Below are 21,968 nucleotides of genomic sequence, written 5' to 3' on the forward strand. Positions count from 1 at the left end.
GCATACCGTTACTATCGTCCCATGAGCTTAAGCGTGTTTGACCTGTTCAAGATCGGGATCGGCCCGTCGTCCTCGCATACGTCGGGGCCGATGACGGCCGCCCACATGTTTGCCGGCCACCTGCCCGGCACGGTTCACCGCGTGCGGGTGCGGCTCTACGGCTCGCTGGGCGCCACCGGGATCGGGCATGGCACCGACAAGGCTGTCATCCTCGGCCTCATGGGCTTTGAACCGGCGCGCGTGCAGCCTGAGCGGGTCGGCGACGCCGTGGGGAAGGTCCGCACCGATCGTCGCCTTCCGCTCGCCACGGCGGACGGGCAGGTCACCATCGACTTTGACCCGGCCACCGACATCGAGCTCATCGGCCGTACCGAGCTTCCCGGGCACCCCAACGCTATGACGATGAGCGCATGGAGCGGCGAGGAGCTCGTGTTTGAGCGCACCTATTATTCCGTGGGCGGCGGCTTCGTGGTGTGCGAGGAGGACGCCGACATGGCCATCATCCCCACCGCCGACCTCCCCCACCCCTTCCGCACGGCCGACGAGCTGCTCCTCATCTGCGATCGCACCGGCATGTCGATCGCCGAAGTTGCGCGCACCAACGAACTCGCTTTGCACACCACGGCGGAGATCGCGAGCGGGCTGGCCGCCATCTGGGAGGTCATGCAGGGGTGCGTTGCCACCGGGCTCGGTCACGAAGGTGTGCTCCCCGGTGGCCTCCAGGTGTTGCGCCGCGCCCCGAAGCTCCACACCGCCCTCCTCGCCGAATCCGATGCCCTCGACCCGCTTCGGGCCATGGATTGGATCGGGCTCTACGCGCTGGCAGTCAACGAGGAGAACGCCGGGGGCGGCCGTGTGGTCACCGCGCCCACGAACGGCGCCGCCGGGATCATCCCGGCCGTCATGCACTACTGCCGTGACTTCATCGGGCTCGACGCCCATGCGGTGGAGACCTTCCTCCTCACCGCCGGCGCGATCGGCATGATCTTCAAGACCACCGCCTCCATCTCGGGCGCCGAAGTCGGCTGCCAGGGTGAGGTCGGATCGGCGTGCTCGATGGCCGCCGCGGGCCTCGCCGCCGTGCTCGGTGGCAGTCCCCGCCAGGTGGAAAACGCCGCCGAGATCGCGATGGAACACAACCTCGGTCTCACCTGCGACCCGGTGGGTGGCCTGGTGCAAATCCCCTGCATCGAGCGCAACGCCATCGCCGCAATCAAGGCCGTGGCCGCCGCCCGCACCGCCCTGCGCGGAGACGGCTCGCACCTCGTCTCCCTCGACTCCGTCATCGCCACCATGCGCGAGACGGGCAAGGACATGCAGGCCAAATATAAGGAGACGGCACTCGGCGGGCTCGCGGTGCACGTGGGCGTCAACGTCATCGAGTGCTGACGGGCGACTAGATACCCCGGGCCGCCGCCCAGCGCGAGAGTTCCTTGCGGTTGGAAAGCTGAAGCTTGCGCAGGCAGGCCGACACGTGGGTCTCCACGGTCTTGACCGAGATGAACAGCTCGGAGGCGGTCTCCTTGTAGGTGTAGCCGCGGGCGATGAGCCGCATGACGTCCTGCTCGCGCGCCGAGAGCCGGTCGAGCTCCTCGTCACGCTCGGCCACGGCGCTGCGCGACGTGCCGAAGGCGTCAAGGACGAAGCCCGCAAGCTTGGGTGAGAAGGCGGCGTCGCCGGCTACCACCCGTTCGAGCGCCTCGATGAGCTCGTCCCTGTTGATGGACTTGGTGACGTAGCCGCGCGCACCCGAGCGCACGACGGACACAACGTCTTCAGCCGCGTCCGACACCGAAAGGGCAAGGAAGCGCGGGCCGCCTTCGCCGGCGAAAGCCCGGATGACTTCCGCGCCGCCTCCGCCCGCGCCGCCGGGCAGGTGGACGTCGAGCAGGACGACGTCACAGTCCACGGCCCGGATCACATCGATCGCCTCGTCCACGCTCGCCGCCTGGCCTACCACCTGAACGCCCTGCCCGTCGATCTGGGCGATGATGCCCGCGCGGACCAGGGCGTGATCGTCGACCACGATGACTTTCATTGTTCCTCCTCCACGCTCATGTGGACCTCGGTGCCGCCCGTCGGTAGCGGGGAGCGGATGTTCGCGCGCCCGCCCGCGCGTTCCATGCGCCCGTAGATCGAGTGGAGCACCCCGCGCCGGTCCTCACCAATGCTACCCACGTCGAAGCCCTCACCGCGGTCGCGCACCCACACATCCCCGCCGTCCCCCAGCTCGGCGTACATCGAGATGGGGCTACCTCCGTGCTTGCACGCGTTCGTCAGGGCCTCACCGGCGGCGTCGATGAGGGCCTGCGTCCGCGCCGTCACCTCCATATCCCCCGTAATCACGACGTCGACCTGCGCGCCGTACGTCGCCTCCACCTCCCGCGCACGCCGGGTGAGGACAGTGGCTACCGACGTGTCATCACGCCGGTCTGAATAGAGGTAGTCGCGCAACTCAGCCTCCTGCTGGCGAGCGAGGACACGGACGGCGTCGGCGTCGTCGGCACGCGAGCGGATGAGGGCGAGGGTCTGGAGGACGGAGTCGTGCAGGTGGGCAGCGATGTCGGCGCGGGTTTCCTCCCGGACGAGCTGGGCGTCTTGCTCGCGGGCGTGCATGCGCGAGCGCATCTGGGAGGGGTAGAGGACGAAGGCGCCCACGGCGAGCGCGGCGAAGCCCGTAAGGAATGCGGTGGTGGCGTCGGCGCTGTCGACCACGTTCTCCACGACGACGACCGCGCCCATCGTTGCAACCAGCAGGCCGACTCCGAGCGCGAGGCTGGCCCAACGGCCCTGGACGGACCAGGCGATCGCGCCGCCGGCGAGGATGAGTGCGAGCGGAAGCACGGCGAGCGCGCCCGGGAAGTATCCGACGATCACGAGCAGGATGATGACGCCCATCGCGCCGAGTGCCACGGCGGTGGTGGGCCGGGAGTCCTCGCCGGACGCGAGCGGCTTGACGAGCCGGCGCGTGGAGACGTCGGCCCCCTCGCGCGACAGCGTGAGCGCGAGCACCGCGTAGACAACCACGGGCACCACGGTCCAGCACAGCAGAAGGAAGGCCAACCGCCACATGCGCACCGACCCGCCAAGGTGCTGGGCGAGTCCCTGGCACACGCCGGCCAGGATCTTGGGCTCCCGCCGCTCAAGGGCCGGGCGCGCGGTGGCCCACGGCGCCAAGAGATCTGCATAGTCTTCCATGCCTCGATCGTCTCACCCCGCGGCCCCGAACCCAACCACGAACGGCCGAAATCAGGGGTTTTCGGGGAAGGATCAGGGTTCTTTCAGGGGTGTTCAGGGCCGATTCGGGCCCGTCGATAGCGAAGAATGAAGACATGAAACTTTACGACTCCCTTCGCTCCCGGCCCCTGCGCCGCACGCCTGACGCACTCGCTGGCGGCGTCTGTGCCGGCCTCGCCCACCGCTGGGGCATCTCCGCCGTGCTGGTCCGCCTGGCCTTCGTTGCGCTCGCCATCGTCGGCGGAATCGGCTTCCTCCTCTATGGGCTCGGCTGGCTCCTCATTCCCTCCTACGCCACGGAGGAGATCGTGGCCGAAGGCGCGCTGCGCAATCCTGACTCCGCGTTTGCGGCCTCCATCATCCTCATCCTGGTGGGCGCGGTGGTCTTCGTGCCATTCGTCGCCGTCTGGGCCGACTTCGCGCTCAACCGGGCCCCCGGCCTGGCGTTGATGGGCGTACTGGTGATCCTCGTCTCTGTGCTCTTCGTGCTCTGGCGCAACGGGCGGCGAAGCACGCCGCGTGGCGTGTACGATGCCGCCCAGTTCGGGTCCGCGCCGTACGGGCCGGGCTCAGAATTCCCCGCGCCCGCTCACCCGGTGCGGCCGCTCAAGGAGCCCAAGCCCAAAAAGCCGGCACTTGGCGGACAGGCCATCTCGGTCGTCGTCGCCATCGCCTTTATCGGCAGCGCGATCGCCCTGCTCGCCGTGCCGGGCAAGGTCGCCGCGATCCTCATGACGCTCAGCGTGGGCCTTGGTATCGTCGCCATCGGCGTCATGTACGCCGGAGTGCGCGGCCTGCGAGCCACATGGCTCACCGCGCTCGCCTGGTTCCTGGCCCTGCCGGCGTCGGCCGCGCTCGCGATCGCCCTCATCATGCCCACATCCATGGTGACCGCGCCGAACCTCGAGCTCGTCTCCTTCGGCTCGAGCGAGCGGCCCTCACTGCTGTCCGTGTCCCACTCCGGGGTCAACAGCGATCCCGGCCAGCTGCGCGACTACAACGTCGACGCCTTCATCCTCGCCGACGCCCCCTACCTCTTCAGAGAATCAGACCCAATCATTATCGAAGTCACCCGCAACGAAGACGTCTACGGCGTGGCCGACGTCGCCCTCAACGGTTGGGAACCCTGGCGGGTCGACGTCGCCGGCGAAACCTGGACCGAACCCGTCTACGACACGGGCGACAACCCGGACGAGAGATGGTGGAGCAACGTCCACCTCGGGGCCGGGGAGAGCGTGCGCATCTACTCCCCCGCCGCCATCACCAACCCCGATGCCGTCACTACGGCCACCATCAACTTCTCCTACGGATCCCTCTATCTCAGCTCACTCCCGAAAGGAAATTAAATGCGTATCAGCACCGCCATCTTCGGCTCACTTTCCCTCATCCTCGCCTCGACCGGCATCGCGCGCGCCGCGGGCGCGGTGGTTGACGTCCGGATCGTCGTCGTCATCATGCTCTTCACGGTCTCCGCGCTGCTTGCTATGAGCGCCTTCCGGCGAGTGGAGCCCGCCGAAGACTAGCACCCACACGCACCGCGGCGGGCGCACCCGCGCCCCGCCCTGCCCGCCGGGCCCACCTGCGCCCTGCCCTCCTCTGCGCAGATGCTATACAAAACCGCAAGATGCGGCACTAATTCACGGTAAATTAGTGCCGCATCTTGCGGTTTAGTGTCGCGTTTGCGAGCGGCCCCGCGACGACGGCCGGGCTTCCTCACGACGACGGCCGGGCCAGCCACAACGCCGTGGGAAAGCCAGGTGCTCCTCGCCGCCAACGTGCAGCGGGCATGAAAAAATCCCCAGCGTGCTGGGGACGTGGTGGGCGATACTGGATTCGAACCAGTGACCTCTTCCGTGTCGAGGAAGCGCGCTAACCAACTGCGCCAATCGCCCTGATTGAGAGGTGGGTACGGGATTCGAACCCGTGTATACGGCTTTGCAGGCCGCTGCCTCGCCTCTCGGCCAACCCACCAAGTGGTTAAGTAATCCTACATTACTTGGCCTTCGAGCGGATGACGGGATTCGAACCCGCGACCCCCACCTTGGCAAGGTGGTGCTCTACCAGCTGAGCTACATCCGCATATCAGCTCGATCGCGTCTCGCTGACTGCCTGATTAATATAGCCATAATCTTCGACCGGTGTCTAATCCGGATAACGTGACGTGCGCTACGCCGATTGCGTTTGCTTCTACCCTCGATTGTCAGCTACTGTCTTTGAGCAGAGATCACCTGATCCTAGGGCGATTAGCGCAGCGGTAGCGCACTTCCTTCACACGGAAGGGGTCACTGGTTCGATCCCAGTATCGCCCACCATCTATCCTCAGCGGCCATACGTGCCGCACCTTCCCTGTATAAAACCCCATGGCGTCAAGCCGTGCGCACCTGCACCATCGCGCGAACGACTTGCGCTTTTTCGCCTCTGGCCTCATCTTTACCCAAAGCAGTGCCAGACGTGAGAGTCTATATGTTATGGAAATTTGGCCTGGAAAACCCTATCCGCTCGGCGCCACTTTCGATGGCACCGGAACGAACTTCGCGATCTTCTCCTCCGTGGCAGACAAGATCGAGCTGTGCCTCATCGACGATTCGGGGGGCGAATCGCGCGTGGAGCTACGCGAGGTCGACGCCCACGTCTGGCACTGCTACCTGCCCGGCATCCGGCCCGGCCAGCGCTACGGGTTCCGGGTCCACGGCCCCTTCGAGCCGGAAAACGGCCACCGTTGCGATCCGTCGAAGATCCTCCTCGACCCGTACGCGAAGGCGATCGAGGGCCAAGTGGATAACCACCAGGCAAACTTCTCCTACGACTTCAATGATCCAGATAAGCGTGCCGAGGTGGACTCCCTCGGGCACACGATGCTGTCGGTGGTGGTCAACCCCTTCTTCGACTGGGGCCATGACCGCCCGCCTAAGCACGAGTACCACAACACGGTGATTTACGAGGCCCACCTCAAGGGCATGACGGCGATCCACCCGGATATCCCCGAAGAGCTGCGCGGCACGTACATGGGTATGGCTCACCCGGCGATGGTCCAGTACCTCAAGGAGCTGGGGGTGACCGCGGTTGAGCTCATGCCGGTCCACCAGTTCGTCAATGACACCTCGTTGCAGGACAAGGGCCTGTCCAACTACTGGGGATACAACACGATCGGCTTCTTCGCCCCACAAAACACCTACTCCTCCTCGGGCGAGGTGGGCTCGCAGGTGGAGGAGTTTAAGGCGATGGTCAAGGCCTACCATGACGCCGACATCGAGGTGATCCTCGACGTGGTCTACAACCACACGGCCGAGGGCAACCACATGGGCCCCACCCTGTCCTTCCGCGGCATTGACAACCGCGCCTACTACCGGTTGGTCGACGGCGACCTGGCCCACTACTTCGACACCACGGGCACGGGCAATTCACTCAACATGTCCTCCCCGCACTCGTTGCAGCTCATCATGGATTCGCTGCGCTACTGGGTGGTGGACATGCATGTGGACGGCTTCCGTTTCGACTTGGCCTCCACGCTTGCCCGTGAGTTGCACGCGGTGGACAAACTGTCGGCCTTCTTTGACATTATCCAGCAAGACCCGATCATCTCCCAGGTCAAGCTCATTGCCGAGCCGTGGGACGTGGGCGAGGGCGGGTACAACGTGGGCGAGTTCCCGCCGCTGTGGACCGAGTGGAATGGCGATTATCGTGACACGATGCGCGATTTTTGGCGCGGGGAGCCCTCCGTGCTGTCCGAGTTCGCCTCGCGCCTGACGGGTTCGTCGGACCTGTACGAACATTCGGGGCGCCGCCCGTTCGCCTCGATCAACTTCATCACGGCCCACGACGGCTTCACGCTTGCCGACCTCGTCTCCTATAACGAGAAGCACAATGAGGCAAACGGCGAGGGCGGGGCGGACGGCTCGTCAAACAATAAGTCGTGGAACATGGGAGCCGAGGGCCCCACGGACGACCCGGAGGTCCTCAAGCTGCGCACACGGCAGATGAAGAACTTCTTCACCACCCTGCTCACCTCCCAGGGCGTGCCGATGATCTCCCACGGCGATGAGCTGTGCCGCACGCAGGAGGGCAACAACAACACGTACTGCCAGGACAACGAGCTGGCGTGGGTGAACTGGGACCTGGACGAGGCCCAACTCGACATGCACGCCTTTGTACAACAGGTCATCAGGTTGCGCCACGACCACCCGGTGTTCAGGCGGCGTCGTTTCTTTATGGGCGACGCCGGCCGCGGCGGCGAGTCGGAGCGCGGGGACATCATGTGGTTCGCGAACAATGGCGAGCTCATGGAGGACGAGGACTGGGACACGTGGTTTGCGCGCTCGGTCATGGTGTACCTGAACGGCGAGCGTATCGCGGAGCCGAACGCGCGCGGCGAGCGCGTGATCGACGACGATTTCCTGCTGGCCTACAACGCCTCCGAAGAAGATCTGGACTTCACGATCCCCGGCACCGACACGGACACCACGTGGACGGTGATTTTGTCTACCGACGACGACGCCACGCTCGGCGCCGTCTTGGGTGGCGGGGATGTCTTCCCTGTGACAGCGAGGTCGATCACGATCCTCGTGCGCCACAATGCCACCGAGCGCGGGCTCATGGATAGCGACCTGCGCACCTCCCTCAACGCCGCCAGCTCGGAGGCCGGCCCGGCGGTGGGAACCGTGTCCGATACCGCCGTGCGTGAGCACGTGTTGGCACCGCATAAGTGATGCGAGCCCCCGCCGGCTGTCAGCGGCGCTGCGGGGGCTTGCCCAATATTTCGCCACCAAGGAGTTTTATGCCTGTTGAAGATGTCGTCGTCCGCCACCATTCTCATGTCCCGTCCAAGGGCCGCCACCAGCCGGTGACGAGCTACCGCATCCAGGTCAGCCCCGACTTCGATTTCGCCGCGGTTGAGGCCATCGTGCCCTACCTTGCCAGCCTCGGGATCACGGACGTGTTCTTCTCCCCCATCCTTCAGGCGGCGCCGGGTTCGATGCACGGCTACGACGTCGTCGACCACGAGCGCATCTCCGCCGACCTCGGCGGCATCGAGGCGTTCCGGAGCGTGTCGAGGGCGATTCACGACACCGGCATGCACCTCATCGTCGACATCGTGCCGAACCACATGGCGGTGCCCACGCCCCTGTATCGCAACCGGGCGCTGTGGTCGGCCCTGCGGGATGGGGAGGATTCGCCCTACCGCGCGTGGTTTGACATTTCGCTGTCCGATTCGGGGGACGGGCTACTCATGCCGGTGCTGGGTGACAGGATCGGCAAGGTGCTCGCCACCGGCGAGATCACGATCGAGAAGATGGTGGTACCCGGCTTCGAGGAGGATGGGCCCACCCAGGTGGTGTGCTACTACGACCACGTGTTCCCCGTGCGCCGGGGCACGGAGGCATTGCCGCTCGCGGAGTTGCTCGACGCCCAGTACTACCGGCTGGCTCACTGGCGGGTGGCGAACGAAGAGATCAACTACCGGCGCTTCTTCGACGTGGACACACTCGCGGCGATCCGCGTGGAGGACGAGGGAGTTTTCCGCCAGTCCCACGCGCTGCTCATCGAGTTGTTCGAGGAGGGCTTGATCGATGCCTTCCGCATCGACCACCCCGACGGGCTGGCGGACCCCCGCGGCTATTTCCGCAACTTGCACGAGGCCTCGGGCGGTGCCTGGTCGGTGGCGGAGAAGATCTTGGAGGGCGAGGAGACCCTGCCCACCGATTGGCCGGCGGCCGGCACCACGGGCTACGACACGCTGCAGCGCCTGCAAGGCCTTTTCACCGCCCCGGAGGGCCTTCCGGCCCTCACCCAGCTGTACGGAGAGATGTCGGGCTCCACAGACTCGGTGGCCACCGTGGAGGTCAAGGCCAAGCGGCAGATCGTGGCCACCTCGCTCTTTGCCGAAGTGGACCGGCTGGCCAGCCTGCTGGCGGCCATCTGCCATTCCGACGTCCGGCTGCGCGACCACACGTTCCGCTCTCTGCGCGACGTCGTGGTCGAGCTCGTGGTCCACATGGACCGCTACCGCGCCTACGTGGTGCCAGGCGAGCGCCCCGACCCGGAAGACGAGCGCGTGCTGCGCGCGGCCGCCGAGCGCGCCGCCCGCAACCTCGACGCGGATCGGCAGGAGAGCCTGGACGTCGTCATCGATATCCTGCTCGGCAACGAGATTGGATCGGCCGGGCGCACGCACGAATCACGGCGCAACGAGGTGATCGTGCGCTTCCAGCAGGTGTGCGGCGCCGTCATGGCCAAGGGAGTCGAGGACACCACGTTCTACCGGTACACCGCGCTGACCAGCGCGAACGAGGTGGGCGGGGGCCCGAGCCACTTCACCACCACCCCGGACCAGTTCCACGACTTCCAGACCCGCACGCACCTGACCTGGCCGGTAACGATGTCCACGCTCTCCACCCACGACACGAAGAGGTGCGAGGACGTGCGCGCACGGATCGCGCCTATCTCCCAGTATGCGCAGGAGTGGATCGCGACGCTCACCCAGGCGCGCGACCTCGTGGCCGACGAGCGCCCCGCCGACCTCGACGGGCAGATGGAAAACCTCCTGTGGCAGACGCTGATCGGCACGTGGGACGGCGGCCCGATCGAGCAACGTCGGCTCGAGGACTACCTGCTCAAGGCCGCCCGCGAGCAAAAGTCGTGGACCACGTGGACCGAGCAGAACGAGGCCGGTGAGCAGGGCATGCTCGATTACGCGAGCGCGATCCTGTCCGACGACGACGCCCTGGCCCTTCTCGCCGACTTCCACGAGCTGACCCGGGCCGCGACCCGCACGATGATCCTCAGCCAGAAAGCGATTCAAATGACGGCGATTGGCGTGCCGGACACCTACAACGGCGAGGAGGTCACCCAGACCTCGCTGGTGGATCCGGACAACCGCCGCCCAGTGGACTTCACAGGGCTTGCCAAGATGCTTGCCAAGCTCGACCGCGATGGCCTTCCCTCCTCCCCAAGCCTGGATCAGGAGAAGCTGTGGTTTACTTCGCGGCTTGCGCGCCTGCGCCGGGAGCTGCCCGAGCTCGCGTCGGCCGAGTGCGGCTACCAGGCACTGCCCGTGTCCACCGGCTACGCGCTCGCCTTCGCCCGCACCCGCGCCGATCAGGCGATCCTGGCCACGGTGGCGATGCGCCACGTGCCCGAGTTTGCCGGCGAGTACACCGTGGTCCTGCCCGAGGGATCCTGGCTCAACGTACTGACGGGCGCCGAGGTCGAGGGTGGCACCCGCGACCTCGCCGAGGTCCTCGGCCGATTCCCCGCCGCCGTTTTGGAGAAGATTGATGCCTAAGATTTCTGTGTGGGCGCCCAGCGCCGGGTCCGTTACCGCGATCATCGAGGGCCGCGAGCTCGCCTTGCAGCCCACGGCCGATGGCCACTTTGCCCTGTCCGACGAGCTGCCCACCGGCACGCGCTACCAGCTGCGAGTCGACGGCGGGATGGCCCTGCCGGATCCGCGCTCGATGTGCCAGCCCGAGGGGCCGCACGGTCCGAGCGAACTGGTGGACCTGGCGTCGTTCACCTGGACGGACACCGACTGGCACGGCGAGGAGCTCGCCGGCAAGGTCTTCTACGAGTTGCACGTGGGCACGTTCACCGAGGAGGGCACGTTCCTTGCAGCGATCGAGAAGCTGGACTACTTGCGCGAGCTGGGGGTCAACGTCGTCGAGCTCATGCCGATCGCGCCCATGCCGGGAACGCGCGGCTGGGGGTACGACGGTGTGTCGATCTACGCCATCCATCGCCCCTACGGCCGCCCTGAGGACCTGGCGGCGCTCGTGGACGCGATCCACGCCCGTGGGATGTCGGCGTGCCTGGACGTGGTCTACAACCACTTTGGGCCCGACGGGAACTACCTGGCCCAGTTCGGCCCGTACTTCACCAGCCGCCACCACACGCCGTGGGGCGAGGCGCTCAACCTCGATTCCGAGGGGGCGGAGCACGTGCGCCGCTACCTCATCGACAACGCCCTCCAGTGGCTGCGCGACTACCACTTCGATGCTCTCCGCCTCGACGCCGTCCCCCACCTGCGCGACGATTCGGACTACCACTTCCTCGCCCAGCTCTCGGACGAGGTGGCGCAGCTCGGGCGCGCGCTCGGCCGGCGCCTGACCCTCACGGCGGAGTCGGACCTCAACGACCCGGCGATGGTGGCTCCCACCTGCGAGGGCGGGTTCGGGATGGACATGCAGTGGGCTGACGACGTCCACCACGCCTTGCACGTGTGGCTGACCGGCGAGGCGAACGCCTACTACGCCGACTACAAGCACCCGGCCGCGATGCGCCAAGCCTTCCGCCACGGCTTCGTCAGGGTGGGCCAGGAACTGCGGTTCGAGCCGGCCCCGCGCGGTAAGCCGATCCCCGAAGGCGTGAGCGGCCACCACTTCATCGTCTTCGACGAGAACCACGACCAAGTGGGCAACCGCCTCATCTCCGACCGACCCGCCCGCTCGCTCTCCCCCGGCGCGCTCGCCGTGTCGCGCGCGCTCATCCTGCTCTCCCACTACACCCCCATGCTGTTCATGGGCGAGGAGTGGGGCACGGCCCGCCCGTTTAACTACTTCACGGACCACGGCCCCGAGCTCGGCCCGCTCATCAAGGCCGGGCGCGAAGCGGAATTCTCCTCGTGGGACATGACCTCCGTCTACGGAGATGAGGAGGTGGCAATGCCGGACCCGCAGTCCGAGCAGGCCTTCCTGGAGTCCAAGCTCGACTGGTCTGAGGCGGAGGACGCGGGTCACCGCCGCCTACTCGAGTTCACCCGCGCCCTCATCGCGCTGCGCCAGGATCCGGACATCGCCTCGGGCGACCGCTTGCGCACCGAGTTCGACCTGGACGGCGAGGCGGGCTGGATGCGGCGGGGCGGGACCACCGTGGTCTTCTCCATCGCGGACGGACCGCGGAGCCTAGCAGCCCCGGGCGGGGAGCTCGTGCTCGCGTGGGACGCCACGGCGATTGAGGAGGGGCAGGTGCGCTTCGAGGGGCCCGGAGTGGCGGTCTTTCGCTAAGATGGGCGGGCTCCAACGGCGCGCCGCGGCCACAGCGCGCCCGCGCGCCGCTACAGTCTTAATGTGACCAATCAACAGCCGCCTTCGGAGTTTGTGACTGCTCTCGAGTCCCTTAAGGGCCAGCAGTTTCGTCCCGAGATCCACGTTGCCCAGATTCCGGGCCCCACGCGGATCGCGCCGTGGGCGGTGGCCTTGCAGGCCGAGGTGAACGATTCGCCGAATCTCGATCCGGATTTCCTGCGCGGCTCGGCCAAGTTCGTGGTGTTGCACGACCCGGCGGGCCAGCCGGCTTGGAACGGCACGTTCCGGGTGGTCATGCACGCCCAGGCGCCGATGGACGCCACGATGGGTGACGATCCGCTGCTAGGCGAGGTGGCGTGGTCGTGGCTGGTCGACGCGCTCGATGGCGCCGGCGCCTCCTACCACAGTCTCAACGGCACGGTCACCCGCGTGTTCAACGAAACGTTTGGCGGGCTCTACATCAATTCCTCGCGCGTGGAACTGGAGCTTCGCGCCTCGTGGACCCCGCAGACCGTCTACCTCACGGAGCACCTGCACGCGTGGGCCGATTTCGCGGCCTCGATGGCGGGCCTCGGCCCGAGTGAGGCAGTGCGAAGCATCCGTAAGGTGGATAAGATTTGACCCTGCCCGAACCCGCCCGCCTGCTCGATAAGCCGCGTGAGGGTCTGCCGCCCGTCACGCACGATGACATCGACGACGCCGTCGCCCGCCTTGCCGCCGGAACTGGGCCTTTCGGCGTGGACACAGAGCGCGCCAACGAGATGCACTATTCCTCGCGCGCCTACCTCATCCAGATCCGCCGCGAAGGTGCGGGCACGGTGCTCATCGACCCGGTGGGCATCGAGGACCGCCTGGACGGGCTGAAGAAGATCATGAACGAGGCGTGGATCCTCCACGCCGCTCACCAGGACCTCGTGTGCATGGCCGAGCTCGGGTTGCGCCCCACGTCAGTGTTCGACACGGAGGTCGCGGCGCTCCTTCTCGGATACGAGAAGATCTCCCTGCAGGCCGTGTGTGAGCGGGCGCTCGGCTGGACGCTGGCGAAGGAGTATTCGCGCTCGGATTGGGCCCAGCGCCCCCTTCCCCTGCCGATGCTCACCTACGCCGCGCTCGACGTGGAGCTACTGGGCGAGCTACGGGAGGTCATGACAGCCGAGCTCAAGGAGCTGGGCCGCTTCGAGTGGTTTGCGCAGGAGTGCGAAGAGGTGCGCTTGCGCAAGCCCGCCCCGCCGCATCAGCAACCGTGGCGCCGCTCGTCGCGCCAGGCCGGGATCCGCGACCAGCGCGCCCTCGCCATGTTGCGCGAGCTGTGGAACGCCCGCGACGATCTGGCCAAGCGCCGCGACCTCGCGCCCCACAAGGTGCTGCCCAATGCCGTGCTGGCCGAGCTCGCCAAGCGCAAACCGCGCTCGCGCGCCGACGTCGCCACGTCTTCCCTTCTTCGCAAGGGCGCCCGCAAGCAGGATGCTGACACGTGGTGGCACGCCATCGACATCGCCTGGCACCTCGACGAGCGCATGCTGCCCGAACGCAGGTTCAGCGAGCAGCGCGACCCGTTTCCGCCCACGAACGAGTGGGGGCGCAAGCGCCCCGAGGCAGCGGAGAGGTGGGCACGCCTGCGCCCCACGGTCCTCGAGATCGCCGAAGAACTGGGCATCCGCCAGGAAGTGGTGCTCAAGCCGCGCACGCAGAAACTCGTGGCATGGAACGGGTGGGACTCCCTCACCGAACTTGAAGCGCACCTGGCCGAGGACGGCGCGCGCCCCTGGCAGATCGAGCTCACGGCGCGCCGCATCGACGACGCCGTGCGAGGCTAGCGCAGGCTGGCGGCGGCCGCGATGACAGCGGCTGCGTCCATGCCCTCCCGGTGAAGGATCGTCGAGCGCGAGGCGTGAGAGAGGAATGCCTTGTGGACGCCGAGGTTGCGCACGGGCACGTCCGATCCGGCGCGGGCCAGCGCGGAGCGTAACTCGTCTCCCACTCCCCCGTCGATGAGCCCATCTTCGAGCACCACCGCTCCCGCCGAGCTTGCCACGAGTTCGACGAGGTCGGGGTTCGTGGGGAGCACCCAGCGCGGGTCGACCACGATGAGGGACTCGTCCATTTGCTCCGCGGCCTCGACCATGGTGTGGGCCAGGGGGCCGATCCCTACGAAGACCAGCGGTTTGCCATTGGCCTCGCGCTCGAACAGCACATCGAGGCTACCCTGCTTGCGAGTGATCGGCAGCTCGGGCGGCACCGACCCCTTCGGGTAGCGCACGATCGTGGGCGCCTCGATGGCGGTGGCCTCGTGGAGGAGCTCGCGCATGCGCGGCTCGTCGCGCGGGGTGGCCACCGCCAGGTTCGGGATCATCGCCGCCATCGACAGATCCCACATGCCGTTGTGGGAGGCGCCGTCGTCGCCAGTCACGCCCGCACGGTCGAGGCAGATGGTGACGGGCGCACCATGGAGGGCAACGTCCATGAGCAGCTGGTCGAAGCCGCGGTTCAAGAACGTGGCGTAGAGCGCCACGACGGGATGGAAGCCGGCCTTCGCCAGACCCGCCGCCATGGTCACGGCGTGCTGCTCGGCAATGCCGACGTCGATGACGCGGCGCGGGAACTCCTCCTTCATGAGCGACAGGCCCACGGGCTGGAGCATTGCGGCGGTGACGCCCACGATCGCGGCGTCCTTACGCGCGATCTGAAGGATTTCCTCGGCGAAGATCGAGGTCCAGCCGAAGCGGGAGGGTTCCATCGGCAGGCCGGTTTCGGGGTGGATCTTGCCCACGGCGTGGAAGCGGTCGGCCTTGTTCTCCTCCGCAGGCTTGTAACCGCGGCCCTTCTCGGTCATCGCGTGGACCACCACTGGCCCACCGAAGTCGCGCGCCATCCGTAGCGCCTCTTCCAGGCTGACGATGTCGTGGCCGTCGACAGGGCCGATGTACTTGAGCCCCAAGGAGTCGAAAATGCCGGCGTCGAAGAAGATCTCCTTCATGCCCTTCTTGATCCCGCGCAGCGTGTCGTACGTGAGCTTGCCCGGCAGGCCGCCGTCCTGGAGCGTGCGCTTGCCCCAGTCGAGGAAGTTTTCATAATCGCGGTTGACTCGCACGGCGTCCAGCTTGCGCACCGGGTCAAAGCGGCGGACGATCCCGCCCACGGTGGGCGCGTACGAACGCCCGTTGTCGTTGAGCACGATAACGACGGGGCGCTCCGGGTCCTCCGCGATATTATTGAGAGCCTCCCAGGCCATGCCGCCCGTCATCGCGCCATCACCGATGATCGCCACCACGTGGTGATCCTTGCCCGACATCTGCATGCCGCGCGAGATCCCGTCCGCCCACGACAGGGCGGTGGAGGCGTGGGAGTTTTCGACGACGTCGTGCTCGGACTCCGCTCTGCTCGGATAGCCCGAGAGCCCGCCCTCGTGGCGCAGGCGATCGAAGTCCTTGCGCCCGGTTAAGATCTTGTGCACGTAGGCCTGGTGGCCGGTATCCCACACGAGCACGTCGCGCGGGGAATCGAAGACCCGGTGGAGGGCGATCGTGAGCTCAACAACCCCGAGGTTGGGGCCGAGGTGCCCGCCGGTCTTCGCCACGTTGACCACGAGGAAGCGGCGGATCTCCGCCGCGAGCTTGTCCAGCTCCTTCTTCTTCAGCGAGGCGAGGTCCGCGGGGCATGTAATCGAATCAAGAATCACCGGGTCTCCTTTGAACTACCCATAGAGATTACCACTGCACCTGCCCATCGTCTCCTTCGCGCAAGAGCCACACACCTCTACGAATCTGTACGCCGGGGACGCGAGCGGGGCGGTGGCCAGGCCCGGCCACCGCCCCGCTCACATGCCCTTACGCCGAACGCGCGAGGTTGCGCAGCACGTACTGCAGGATGCCGCCGTTGCGGAAGTAGTCCGCCTCACCGGGGGTGTCGATGCGCACCACGGCGTCGAACTCGGTCACCGAGCCGTCCTTCTCGGTGCGGACCTTCACAGTCTTCGGGGTGCGACCCTCGTTGAGCTCCTCGATCCCCGCGATCGTGAAGACCTCGGTGCCCGCAAGCCCCAACGAATCGGCGTTCTCACCGGCCGGGAACTGAAGCGGGAGCACGCCCATGCCGATGAGGTTCGAGCGGTGGATGCGCTCGAAGGACTCGGCGATGACCGCCTTGACGCCGAGGAGCGCGGTGCCCTTCGCGGCCCAGTCGCGCGAGGAGCCCGAACCGTACTCCTTGCCCGCGAGCACCACGAGCGGCACGCCCGCCTCGCGGTAGGCCTGCGCGGCATCGAAGATCGTCTCCTGCTCGCCGGAAAGGAAGTTGCGGGTGTAGCCGCCCTCCACGCCGTCGAGTAGCTGGTTGCGCAGGCGGATGTTGGCAAACGTGCCGCGGATCATCACCTCGTGGTTGCCGCGGCGCGAGCCGTAGGAGTTGAAGTCACGCCGCTCCACGCCGCGCCCGGCCAGGTACAGGCCCGCCGGCGAATCCCACTTGATCGCGCCTGCCGGCGAGATGTGGTCGGTGGTCACCGAGTCGCCCAGCTTGGCCAGCACGCGGGCGCCCTCGATGCCCTCCACCGGGGTTAACTCCATCGTCATCCCCTCGAAGTACGGGGGCTTGCGCACGTAAGTCGACTCCCCGTCCCACGCGAACGTGGAGCCCTCCGGGGTGTCGAGCGAGCGCCAGCGCTCGTCTCCAGCGAACACGTCGGAGTAGGAGGAGGTAAACATCTCGCGGTTGACCGAGGCGTCGATCGTGGCCTGCACCTCGTCGGCGTCGGGCCAGATGTCGGCGAGGAACACGTCGTTGCCGTCCCTATCCTGGCCGAGCGGCTCGGTGCCGAAGTCGAAGTCCATCGTGCCGGCCAGCGCGTAGGCGATGACCAGCGGCGGAGAGGCCAAGTAGTTCATCTTCACGTCCGGGTTGATGCGGCCCTCGAAGTTGCGGTTGCCGGAGAGCACGGAAACCACCGCAAGGTCGGCGTCATTGACCACCTTCGAGACCTCCTCCGGCAGCGGGCCGGAGTTGCCGATACAGGTGGCACAGCCGTAGCCGACCAGGTTGAAGCCGAGCGCGTTGAGGTCGTCCCACAGGCCGGCGGCCTCATAGTAGTCGGTCACCACCTGTGAGCCGGGCGCCATCGAGGTCTTCACCCACGGCTTGGGACGCAACCCCAAGCGGTTCGCGTTGCGAGCGAGCATCGCGGCCGCCATCATGACCGACGGGTTGGAAGTGTTGGTGCACGACGTGATCGACGCGATCGCCACCGCGCCGTGGTCTAGCTCGGTTAGCGTGCCGTCGGCCAGCGTCACCGGGGTGACGCGGTGAGGACGGCCCGCGCCGGGCTCTTCGACGGGGGCTGGGTGCTCGTCGTCCGCGCCCGGCGCCACCGGGTCGGAAGCCGGGAAGGTCGCCTCGAGCGCGGAGTCGATCTCCATCTCGATCTCCTCCTTAACGTACGTGGGCAGCACGTCGCGGAAGGCGGACTTGGCCTCCGACAGCACGATGCGGTCCTGCGGGCGCTTCGGGCCGGCGATCGAGGGCACCACGGTGGACAGGTCCAGCTCGAGGTATTCGGAGTACTCCACCTCCACCGACGGGTCATGCCACATACCCTGCTCCTTGGCGTAGGCCTCCACGAGGGCGATCTGCTCCTCGTCGCGGCCGGTGAGGCGCAGGTAGTCGAGCGTGACGTCGTCGATGGGGAAGATCGCGGCGGTCGAGCCGAACTCCGGGGACATGTTGCCGATCGTGGCGCGGTTGGCCAGCGGCACGGCGCCCACGCCCTCGCCGTAGAACTCCACGAACTTGCCCACCACGCCATGCTCGCGCAACATCTGGGTGATGGTGAGCACGACGTCGGTGGCGGTGGCGCCCGCGGGGATCTGGCCCGAGAGCTTGAAACCCACCACACGCGGGATGAGCATGGACACGGGCTGGCCGAGCATGGCCGCCTCGGCCTCGATGCCGCCCACGCCCCAGCCGAGCACGCCCAGGCCGTTGACCATCGTGGTGTGCGAATCGGTACCCACGCACGTGTCGGGGTAGGCCTGCAGCACGCCGTCGTTGACCTGGGCCATGGTGACGCGCGCGAGGTATTCAATGTTGACCTGGTGGACGATGCCGGTGCCCGGCGGGACCACCTTGAAGTTCTGGAAGGCGCTCTGGCCCCAGCGCAGGAACTGGTAGCGCTCCTGGTTGCGCTCGTATTCGATCTCCATGTTGCGCTGGAGGGCGTTGGCGGTGCCGAAGACGTCGATCTGCACCGAGTGGTCGATCACCATTTCGGCCGGGTTGAGCGGGTTGATCTGATCGGGGTTGCCGCCCAGCTCGGTCACGGCCTCGCGCATCGTGGCAAGGTCAACCACGCAGGGCACGCCGGTGAAGTCCTGCATGACCACGCGCGCGGGGGTGAACTGGATTTCGTGGCTGGGTTCGGCCGAGGCGTCCCAGTTGGCCAGCGACCTGATCTGATCGGCGGTCACGTTTGCGCCGTCTTCGGTGCGCAGGAGGTTCTCGGCGAGGACCTTAAGCGAGTAGGGAAGCTTCTCGGTGCCCGGCACGGCGTCGAGCCGGTAGATTTCGTATTCCTTCTCCCCCACGAGCAGCGTGGACTTGGCCTTAAAGGTATCAATGCTCATAGCTCTCCTTATGAACGTCCCGGATCACATTATCTCGATATCAAACTATCAGCCTCCGGGGAGCCTGTCTATCGATTTCGCTCTATCGCAGCGCGGTGACCACCTCGACGTGATGCGTGTGCGGGAAGATGTCGAAGGCCGCCATGGACTCCACCGTCTTTCCGCCTGCCACCAATTCTGCCACGTCCCGGGCCATCGCGGCCGGGTCACAGGAGACGAGCACGATTCGCGCCTCGGCCTTCGCCAGCGCCGACGCGGTCTTCTTGCCCAGGCCCGCGCGCGGCGGGTCTGCCACGACGGCGTCCGCGCTCACCTTGGCTGCGGTCCGCTCGTCGATCCTGGCCGCGCTCGCGCTCGCCCATGGCATGCCCGCGAGGTTTGCGGTCGCATCCGTCACGGCGCGCTGCGAACCCTCGATCGCCCGCACCCGGCCAGCATCGCCCACGGCCTTGGCAAGCGGCACGGTGAAGAGTCCCGCGCCGGAGAACAGCTCGAGCACCGACTCGCCCGGGCTCACGGCGGCCGCCCCCATGACGGCGCGTAGTAACGTGCTGGGCGCGCGGGTGTGAACCTGCCAAAAGCCGGCGGCCGACACGCGGTAGTCGTACACGTCGGCCTCCGTGGCGGCGCGCTCCCAGATGTGGCCAGCAGCCTCGCGGCCTGGGGCGGCATAGACGCGGTCTGCCACCACCACGTCCTCCCCCGACGCCGGGCCCACCACGTGCAGGCGCGTGCCCGGCGCGATCACTCGGTCCCACGCCGGGTCGAAGATGAGGCGCTCCAGCTCCGGTAGCGCCAGTGGCATGGAGGTGATGGCCGCGAGCTCGTTCGTGCCCTCGCGGTACATTCCCACCCCGCGCTTCAGCTTCACGACGTCGAAGCGCGTGCGACTCCCCCAGCCGTCCGTGTCGTCCACCGCGGCCACAGAAAAGCCGAGCCCGAGCGCCGTTTCGTACAGCTCCTGCCCGCCGATCCGACGCAGATTGCCAAGGACGACGCGCTCCTTGAGGGCGCGCTGGCCTTCCAGGGTGATGTGGCCGAAGTCGGCAGCGCCGGTAACTCCGGCCGCGCCGTCGGGCCAGGGGTGGGCCACCCGCTCGGGGCTGGCCTCGATGACCTCGCACACCACGGCCGTGAGGTAACGCGAGCGGCTGGCGGTGAGCTCGGCCTCCACGCGCTCGCCCGGGATCGCCCCGCGCACGAAGACCACCTGGCCCTCGTGCCGGGCGATCCCCACGCCGCCGTGGCCGATGTCCGTGATTTCGAGCAGCACTAGTCCCCCTCGCCCAGGCGGTAGGGTGCCTCAGTGATCATCACCCGCGGCTCGAAGCGTAGGTCCGAGATTACGCGCGGGGTGGAGTGGCGCAGGAAAAAGCGCTCCCAGGCGCTCGAGTAGATCACGCGCGGGATGATGACGTTGACGATATCGTGCGGGCTTTGGGCCAATTGGGAGCGGATGTAGTCGACCACCGGGCCGCGCCACGCGCCCTTCGGTTCTCCGAGGATCGTGAGGTCCACCGGCACAAGTGAGGCCTCCCATGCCTCCCGGATCCGGCGAGTCTGACGCGGATCGATGTCCACGCAGACCGCGGTGAGGGAGGACAAGCGCATGGCGCGCGCCCAGGTGACGGCCGAGATCGTGGCGGCGTCGACCCGGTCAATGATGACCACACCGTGCACGCGCGTGGGCAGGTGGCGCCCCTCGCTCACGTCCCCCAGCTTCAGCTGCTCGCGCACCTTCGACTGCCCGCGCGAATAGGCCACGAGGAAGAGGACTGGCACCGACAGGGCGACGACGCCGGCCAGCGCCCACATCGGCTGGGCGTAGACCACCAGGCCCGCAACCCCGAGAGCCGCCAGCCCGTAGAACGCAAACACCCACGCTAGGCCGCGGGCCACCCGGCGTTCCTCGCCTACTGTGGAGTCGGTGAGGATCGTGCGCGAGCGCGAGACCATCGCGGCGCTAACGAAAGCAATGATGATGTAGACGATGAAGACGAAGACGGCTGCGATCGAACGCGCCGAATCGAGCGCGAGCGTCACGGTGGCGGCGAGCGCGGCGATCAGTGCCACGATGGCGCGCCGCGGGGCGACGGCGTCGGCGGCGGCGAGCTTGCGCGGCAGGAGGCCGTCGAGCGCGAGTTCACGCAGGAGGCGCGGCAGCTGGGCGTAGACCGTGATCGCCACCGCCAGGCCAAGCAGCGCGAACAGCACCACGTAGACGACCTGGCCGACGGGCCCGAAGAAGGAATAGGACATCGTGAGCGTGGGCAGGGCCTCGCGGTGGCCGGGCATATGCAGCGCCACGATGAAGTAGAACACGATCGCGATGATGAGGAAGGCGGCCAGCATGAAGGCGCCAAGCCTGCGCCTGCTCACCCGACGCTCGGCGGAATCTTTGAGGATCCGCTCGGAAATGAGCGAGGAGATCGCGCCCACCATCGCGCCTGCCAGGGCCGACTCCACGTAGTAATTCAGTTGGCCGACCACCCGGTCGGAGGTGAAGGAGTTTTCCTGGGCGAGGCGGATGTTTTCGAAGTCGATCGAGCCGGTGGCCTCGAGGATTAGGCCGTATCCGAGCAGGACCACCATGCCCAGCACCGCGCCCGCGGCGAAGAATACGCCCCAGCGCTCGATGCGGCGCATCCGCCCCGCCAGCGCCGGGACGGCGACAAGCAAGATGAGCACCGATTCGAGCGCCCAGTCCCACGAGATATCGAGCAGTGCCTCAGCAGAATTAACCGCGAGACCCACGCCAAGGATCAGGATCAGCGCGTAGGCCAATATCCGGGCGGCGGAAAGGAGTAGGCCCGCCCAGTGCCCCACGTACCATTCGGCCAGCTGGTGGGAGGCCTTCTGCGGAACGTGGCGGTGCAACAGGCCCGCGATAAACAGGGAGCCCACCAGCGTGAGAAACGCGCTGACCAGAGCGATGAAAATCGCCGTGACCTTCTCCGAGTACGACGCCGACCGCAGCACCACCTGCGGCACGAGGACCATGCCCAGCACGATGATGGACACCGACGTCGACCTGGTGATCGAGCGGACGATGTCCTTACCGTGCTGGGAGACTTCGAGGTTCACATGGTTAGGTTAC

General features: G+C 67.0%; 14 protein-coding genes and 4 tRNA genes. 9 read left to right on the forward strand and 9 right to left on the reverse strand.

The features are described 5' to 3' along the window. Window positions 1-21 precede the first annotated feature (21 nt). Window positions 22-1,389 (forward strand): L-serine ammonia-lyase, encoded by a 1,368-nt coding sequence (locus HMPREF3174_RS01450; RefSeq protein ID WP_070447493.1) that lies wholly within the window; start codon window positions 22-24, stop codon window positions 1,387-1,389. 7 nt (window positions 1,390-1,396) lie between these two features. On the opposite strand, the gene HMPREF3174_RS01455 is transcribed toward HMPREF3174_RS01450, so the two are convergent. Both HMPREF3174_RS01455 and HMPREF3174_RS01460 read right to left on the reverse strand, forming a co-directional pair. After that, on the reverse strand, window positions 1,397-2,038 hold the full coding sequence (locus tag HMPREF3174_RS01455) for a response regulator (protein ID WP_062612365.1): 642 nt from the start codon (window positions 2,036-2,038) through the stop codon (window positions 1,397-1,399). Continuing rightward, on the reverse strand, window positions 2,035-3,198 hold the full coding sequence (locus tag HMPREF3174_RS01460) for an ATP-binding protein (protein ID WP_070447496.1): 1,164 nt from the start codon (window positions 3,196-3,198) through the stop codon (window positions 2,035-2,037). The genes HMPREF3174_RS01455 and HMPREF3174_RS01460 overlap by 4 nt, the downstream gene beginning before the upstream one ends. A gap of 134 nt (window positions 3,199-3,332) precedes the next feature. Between HMPREF3174_RS01460 and HMPREF3174_RS01465 the strand changes: the two genes are divergently transcribed. After that, complete coding sequence (locus HMPREF3174_RS01465) at window positions 3,333-4,583, forward strand: PspC domain-containing protein (protein ID WP_070447499.1); 1,251 nt, start codon at window positions 3,333-3,335, stop codon at window positions 4,581-4,583. Continuing rightward, entirely contained in the window at window positions 4,584-4,760 is a 177-nt protein-coding gene (locus HMPREF3174_RS09340; protein WP_160326856.1) for a hypothetical protein, read from the forward strand. 292 nt (window positions 4,761-5,052) lie between these two features. Here the strand turns inward: HMPREF3174_RS09340 and HMPREF3174_RS01470 are convergent. The 3 genes from HMPREF3174_RS01470 to HMPREF3174_RS01480 form a co-directional block, all read right to left on the reverse strand. Further along, window positions 5,053-5,129: transfer RNA gene (locus tag HMPREF3174_RS01470), tRNA-Val, on the reverse strand. 8 nt (window positions 5,130-5,137) lie between these two features. Further along, window positions 5,138-5,208: transfer RNA gene (locus tag HMPREF3174_RS01475), tRNA-Cys, on the reverse strand. 35 nt (window positions 5,209-5,243) lie between these two features. Next, a tRNA-Gly gene (locus HMPREF3174_RS01480) sits at window positions 5,244-5,316 on the reverse strand. Window positions 5,317-5,474: 158 nt separating this feature from the next. Between HMPREF3174_RS01480 and HMPREF3174_RS01485 the strand changes: the two genes are divergently transcribed. From HMPREF3174_RS01485 to HMPREF3174_RS01510, 6 genes are all read left to right on the forward strand, one after another. Further along, a tRNA-Val gene (locus HMPREF3174_RS01485) sits at window positions 5,475-5,549 on the forward strand. Window positions 5,550-5,705: 156 nt separating this feature from the next. After that, window positions 5,706-7,943, forward strand: coding sequence for a glycogen debranching protein GlgX (glgX, locus tag HMPREF3174_RS01490; protein ID WP_082661068.1), 2,238 nt, complete (start codon window positions 5,706-5,708; stop codon window positions 7,941-7,943). A gap of 68 nt (window positions 7,944-8,011) precedes the next feature. Then, a complete protein-coding gene (treY, locus tag HMPREF3174_RS01495) occupies window positions 8,012-10,519 on the forward strand; it encodes a malto-oligosyltrehalose synthase (protein WP_070447502.1) in 2,508 nt (835 codons plus the stop codon). After that, window positions 10,512-12,236 (forward strand): malto-oligosyltrehalose trehalohydrolase, encoded by a 1,725-nt coding sequence (treZ, locus tag HMPREF3174_RS01500; RefSeq protein WP_070447505.1) that lies wholly within the window; start codon window positions 10,512-10,514, stop codon window positions 12,234-12,236. Before treY ends, treZ begins: the two co-directional genes overlap by 8 nt. 63 nt (window positions 12,237-12,299) lie before the next feature. Further along, window positions 12,300-12,878 (forward strand): DUF3000 domain-containing protein, encoded by a 579-nt coding sequence (locus tag HMPREF3174_RS01505; RefSeq protein ID WP_062612357.1) that lies wholly within the window; start codon window positions 12,300-12,302, stop codon window positions 12,876-12,878. Next, window positions 12,875-14,074 carry an HRDC domain-containing protein gene (locus HMPREF3174_RS01510; RefSeq protein WP_070447508.1) on the forward strand — a complete coding sequence of 400 codons (1,200 nt, stop codon included), beginning with the start codon at window positions 12,875-12,877 and terminating at the stop codon, window positions 14,072-14,074. Before HMPREF3174_RS01505 ends, HMPREF3174_RS01510 begins: the two co-directional genes overlap by 4 nt. On the opposite strand, the gene dxs is transcribed toward HMPREF3174_RS01510, so the two are convergent. From dxs to HMPREF3174_RS01530, 4 genes are all read right to left on the reverse strand, one after another. Continuing rightward, window positions 14,071-15,936: a 1-deoxy-D-xylulose-5-phosphate synthase gene (gene dxs / locus HMPREF3174_RS01515; protein WP_070445093.1), complete on the reverse strand. Its 1,866-nt coding sequence runs from the start codon at window positions 15,934-15,936 to the stop codon at window positions 14,071-14,073. The two genes, HMPREF3174_RS01510 and dxs, sit on opposite strands and share 4 nt — an antisense overlap. Before the next feature lie 148 nt (window positions 15,937-16,084). Then, a complete protein-coding gene (acnA, locus tag HMPREF3174_RS01520; protein WP_062612352.1) occupies window positions 16,085-18,871 on the reverse strand; it encodes an aconitate hydratase AcnA in 2,787 nt (928 codons plus the stop codon). A gap of 82 nt (window positions 18,872-18,953) precedes the next feature. Then, window positions 18,954-20,144, reverse strand: coding sequence for a class I SAM-dependent RNA methyltransferase (locus HMPREF3174_RS01525; protein ID WP_062612351.1), 1,191 nt, complete (start codon window positions 20,142-20,144; stop codon window positions 18,954-18,956). Next, window positions 20,144-21,955: an APC family permease gene (locus tag HMPREF3174_RS01530; protein ID WP_070447510.1), complete on the reverse strand. Its 1,812-nt coding sequence runs from the start codon at window positions 21,953-21,955 to the stop codon at window positions 20,144-20,146. Before HMPREF3174_RS01530 ends, HMPREF3174_RS01525 begins: the two co-directional genes overlap by 1 nt. Window positions 21,956-21,968 lie beyond the last annotated feature (13 nt).

The sequence above is a fragment of the Trueperella sp. HMSC08H06 genome (assembly GCF_001808465.1).
Classification (GTDB): Bacteria; Actinomycetota; Actinomycetes; order Actinomycetales; family Actinomycetaceae; genus Trueperella; species Trueperella bernardiae.

Bases quoted from the DNA above. Each gene is read 5' to 3' on its own strand.
- HMPREF3174_RS01455 (WP_062612365.1), bottom strand. From the start codon at position 2,038: ATGAAAGTCATCGTGGTCGACGATCACGCCCTGGTCCGCGCGGGCATC.
- treY (WP_070447502.1), top strand. From the start codon at position 8,012: ATGCCTGTTGAAGATGTCGTCGTCCGCCACCATTCTCATGTCCCGTCC.
- HMPREF3174_RS09340 (WP_160326856.1), top strand. From the start codon at position 4,584: ATGCGTATCAGCACCGCCATCTTCGGCTCACTTTCCCTCATCCTCGCC.
- acnA (WP_062612352.1), bottom strand. From the start codon at position 18,871: ATGAGCATTGATACCTTTAAGGCCAAGTCCACGCTGCTCGTGGGGGAG.
- treZ (WP_070447505.1), top strand. From the start codon at position 10,512: ATGCCTAAGATTTCTGTGTGGGCGCCCAGCGCCGGGTCCGTTACCGCG.
- HMPREF3174_RS01450 (WP_070447493.1), top strand. From the start codon at position 22: ATGAGCTTAAGCGTGTTTGACCTGTTCAAGATCGGGATCGGCCCGTCG.
- glgX (WP_082661068.1), top strand. From the start codon at position 5,706: ATGGAAATTTGGCCTGGAAAACCCTATCCGCTCGGCGCCACTTTCGAT.
- HMPREF3174_RS01460 (WP_070447496.1), bottom strand. From the start codon at position 3,198: ATGGAAGACTATGCAGATCTCTTGGCGCCGTGGGCCACCGCGCGCCCG.
- HMPREF3174_RS01465 (WP_070447499.1), top strand. From the start codon at position 3,333: ATGAAACTTTACGACTCCCTTCGCTCCCGGCCCCTGCGCCGCACGCCT.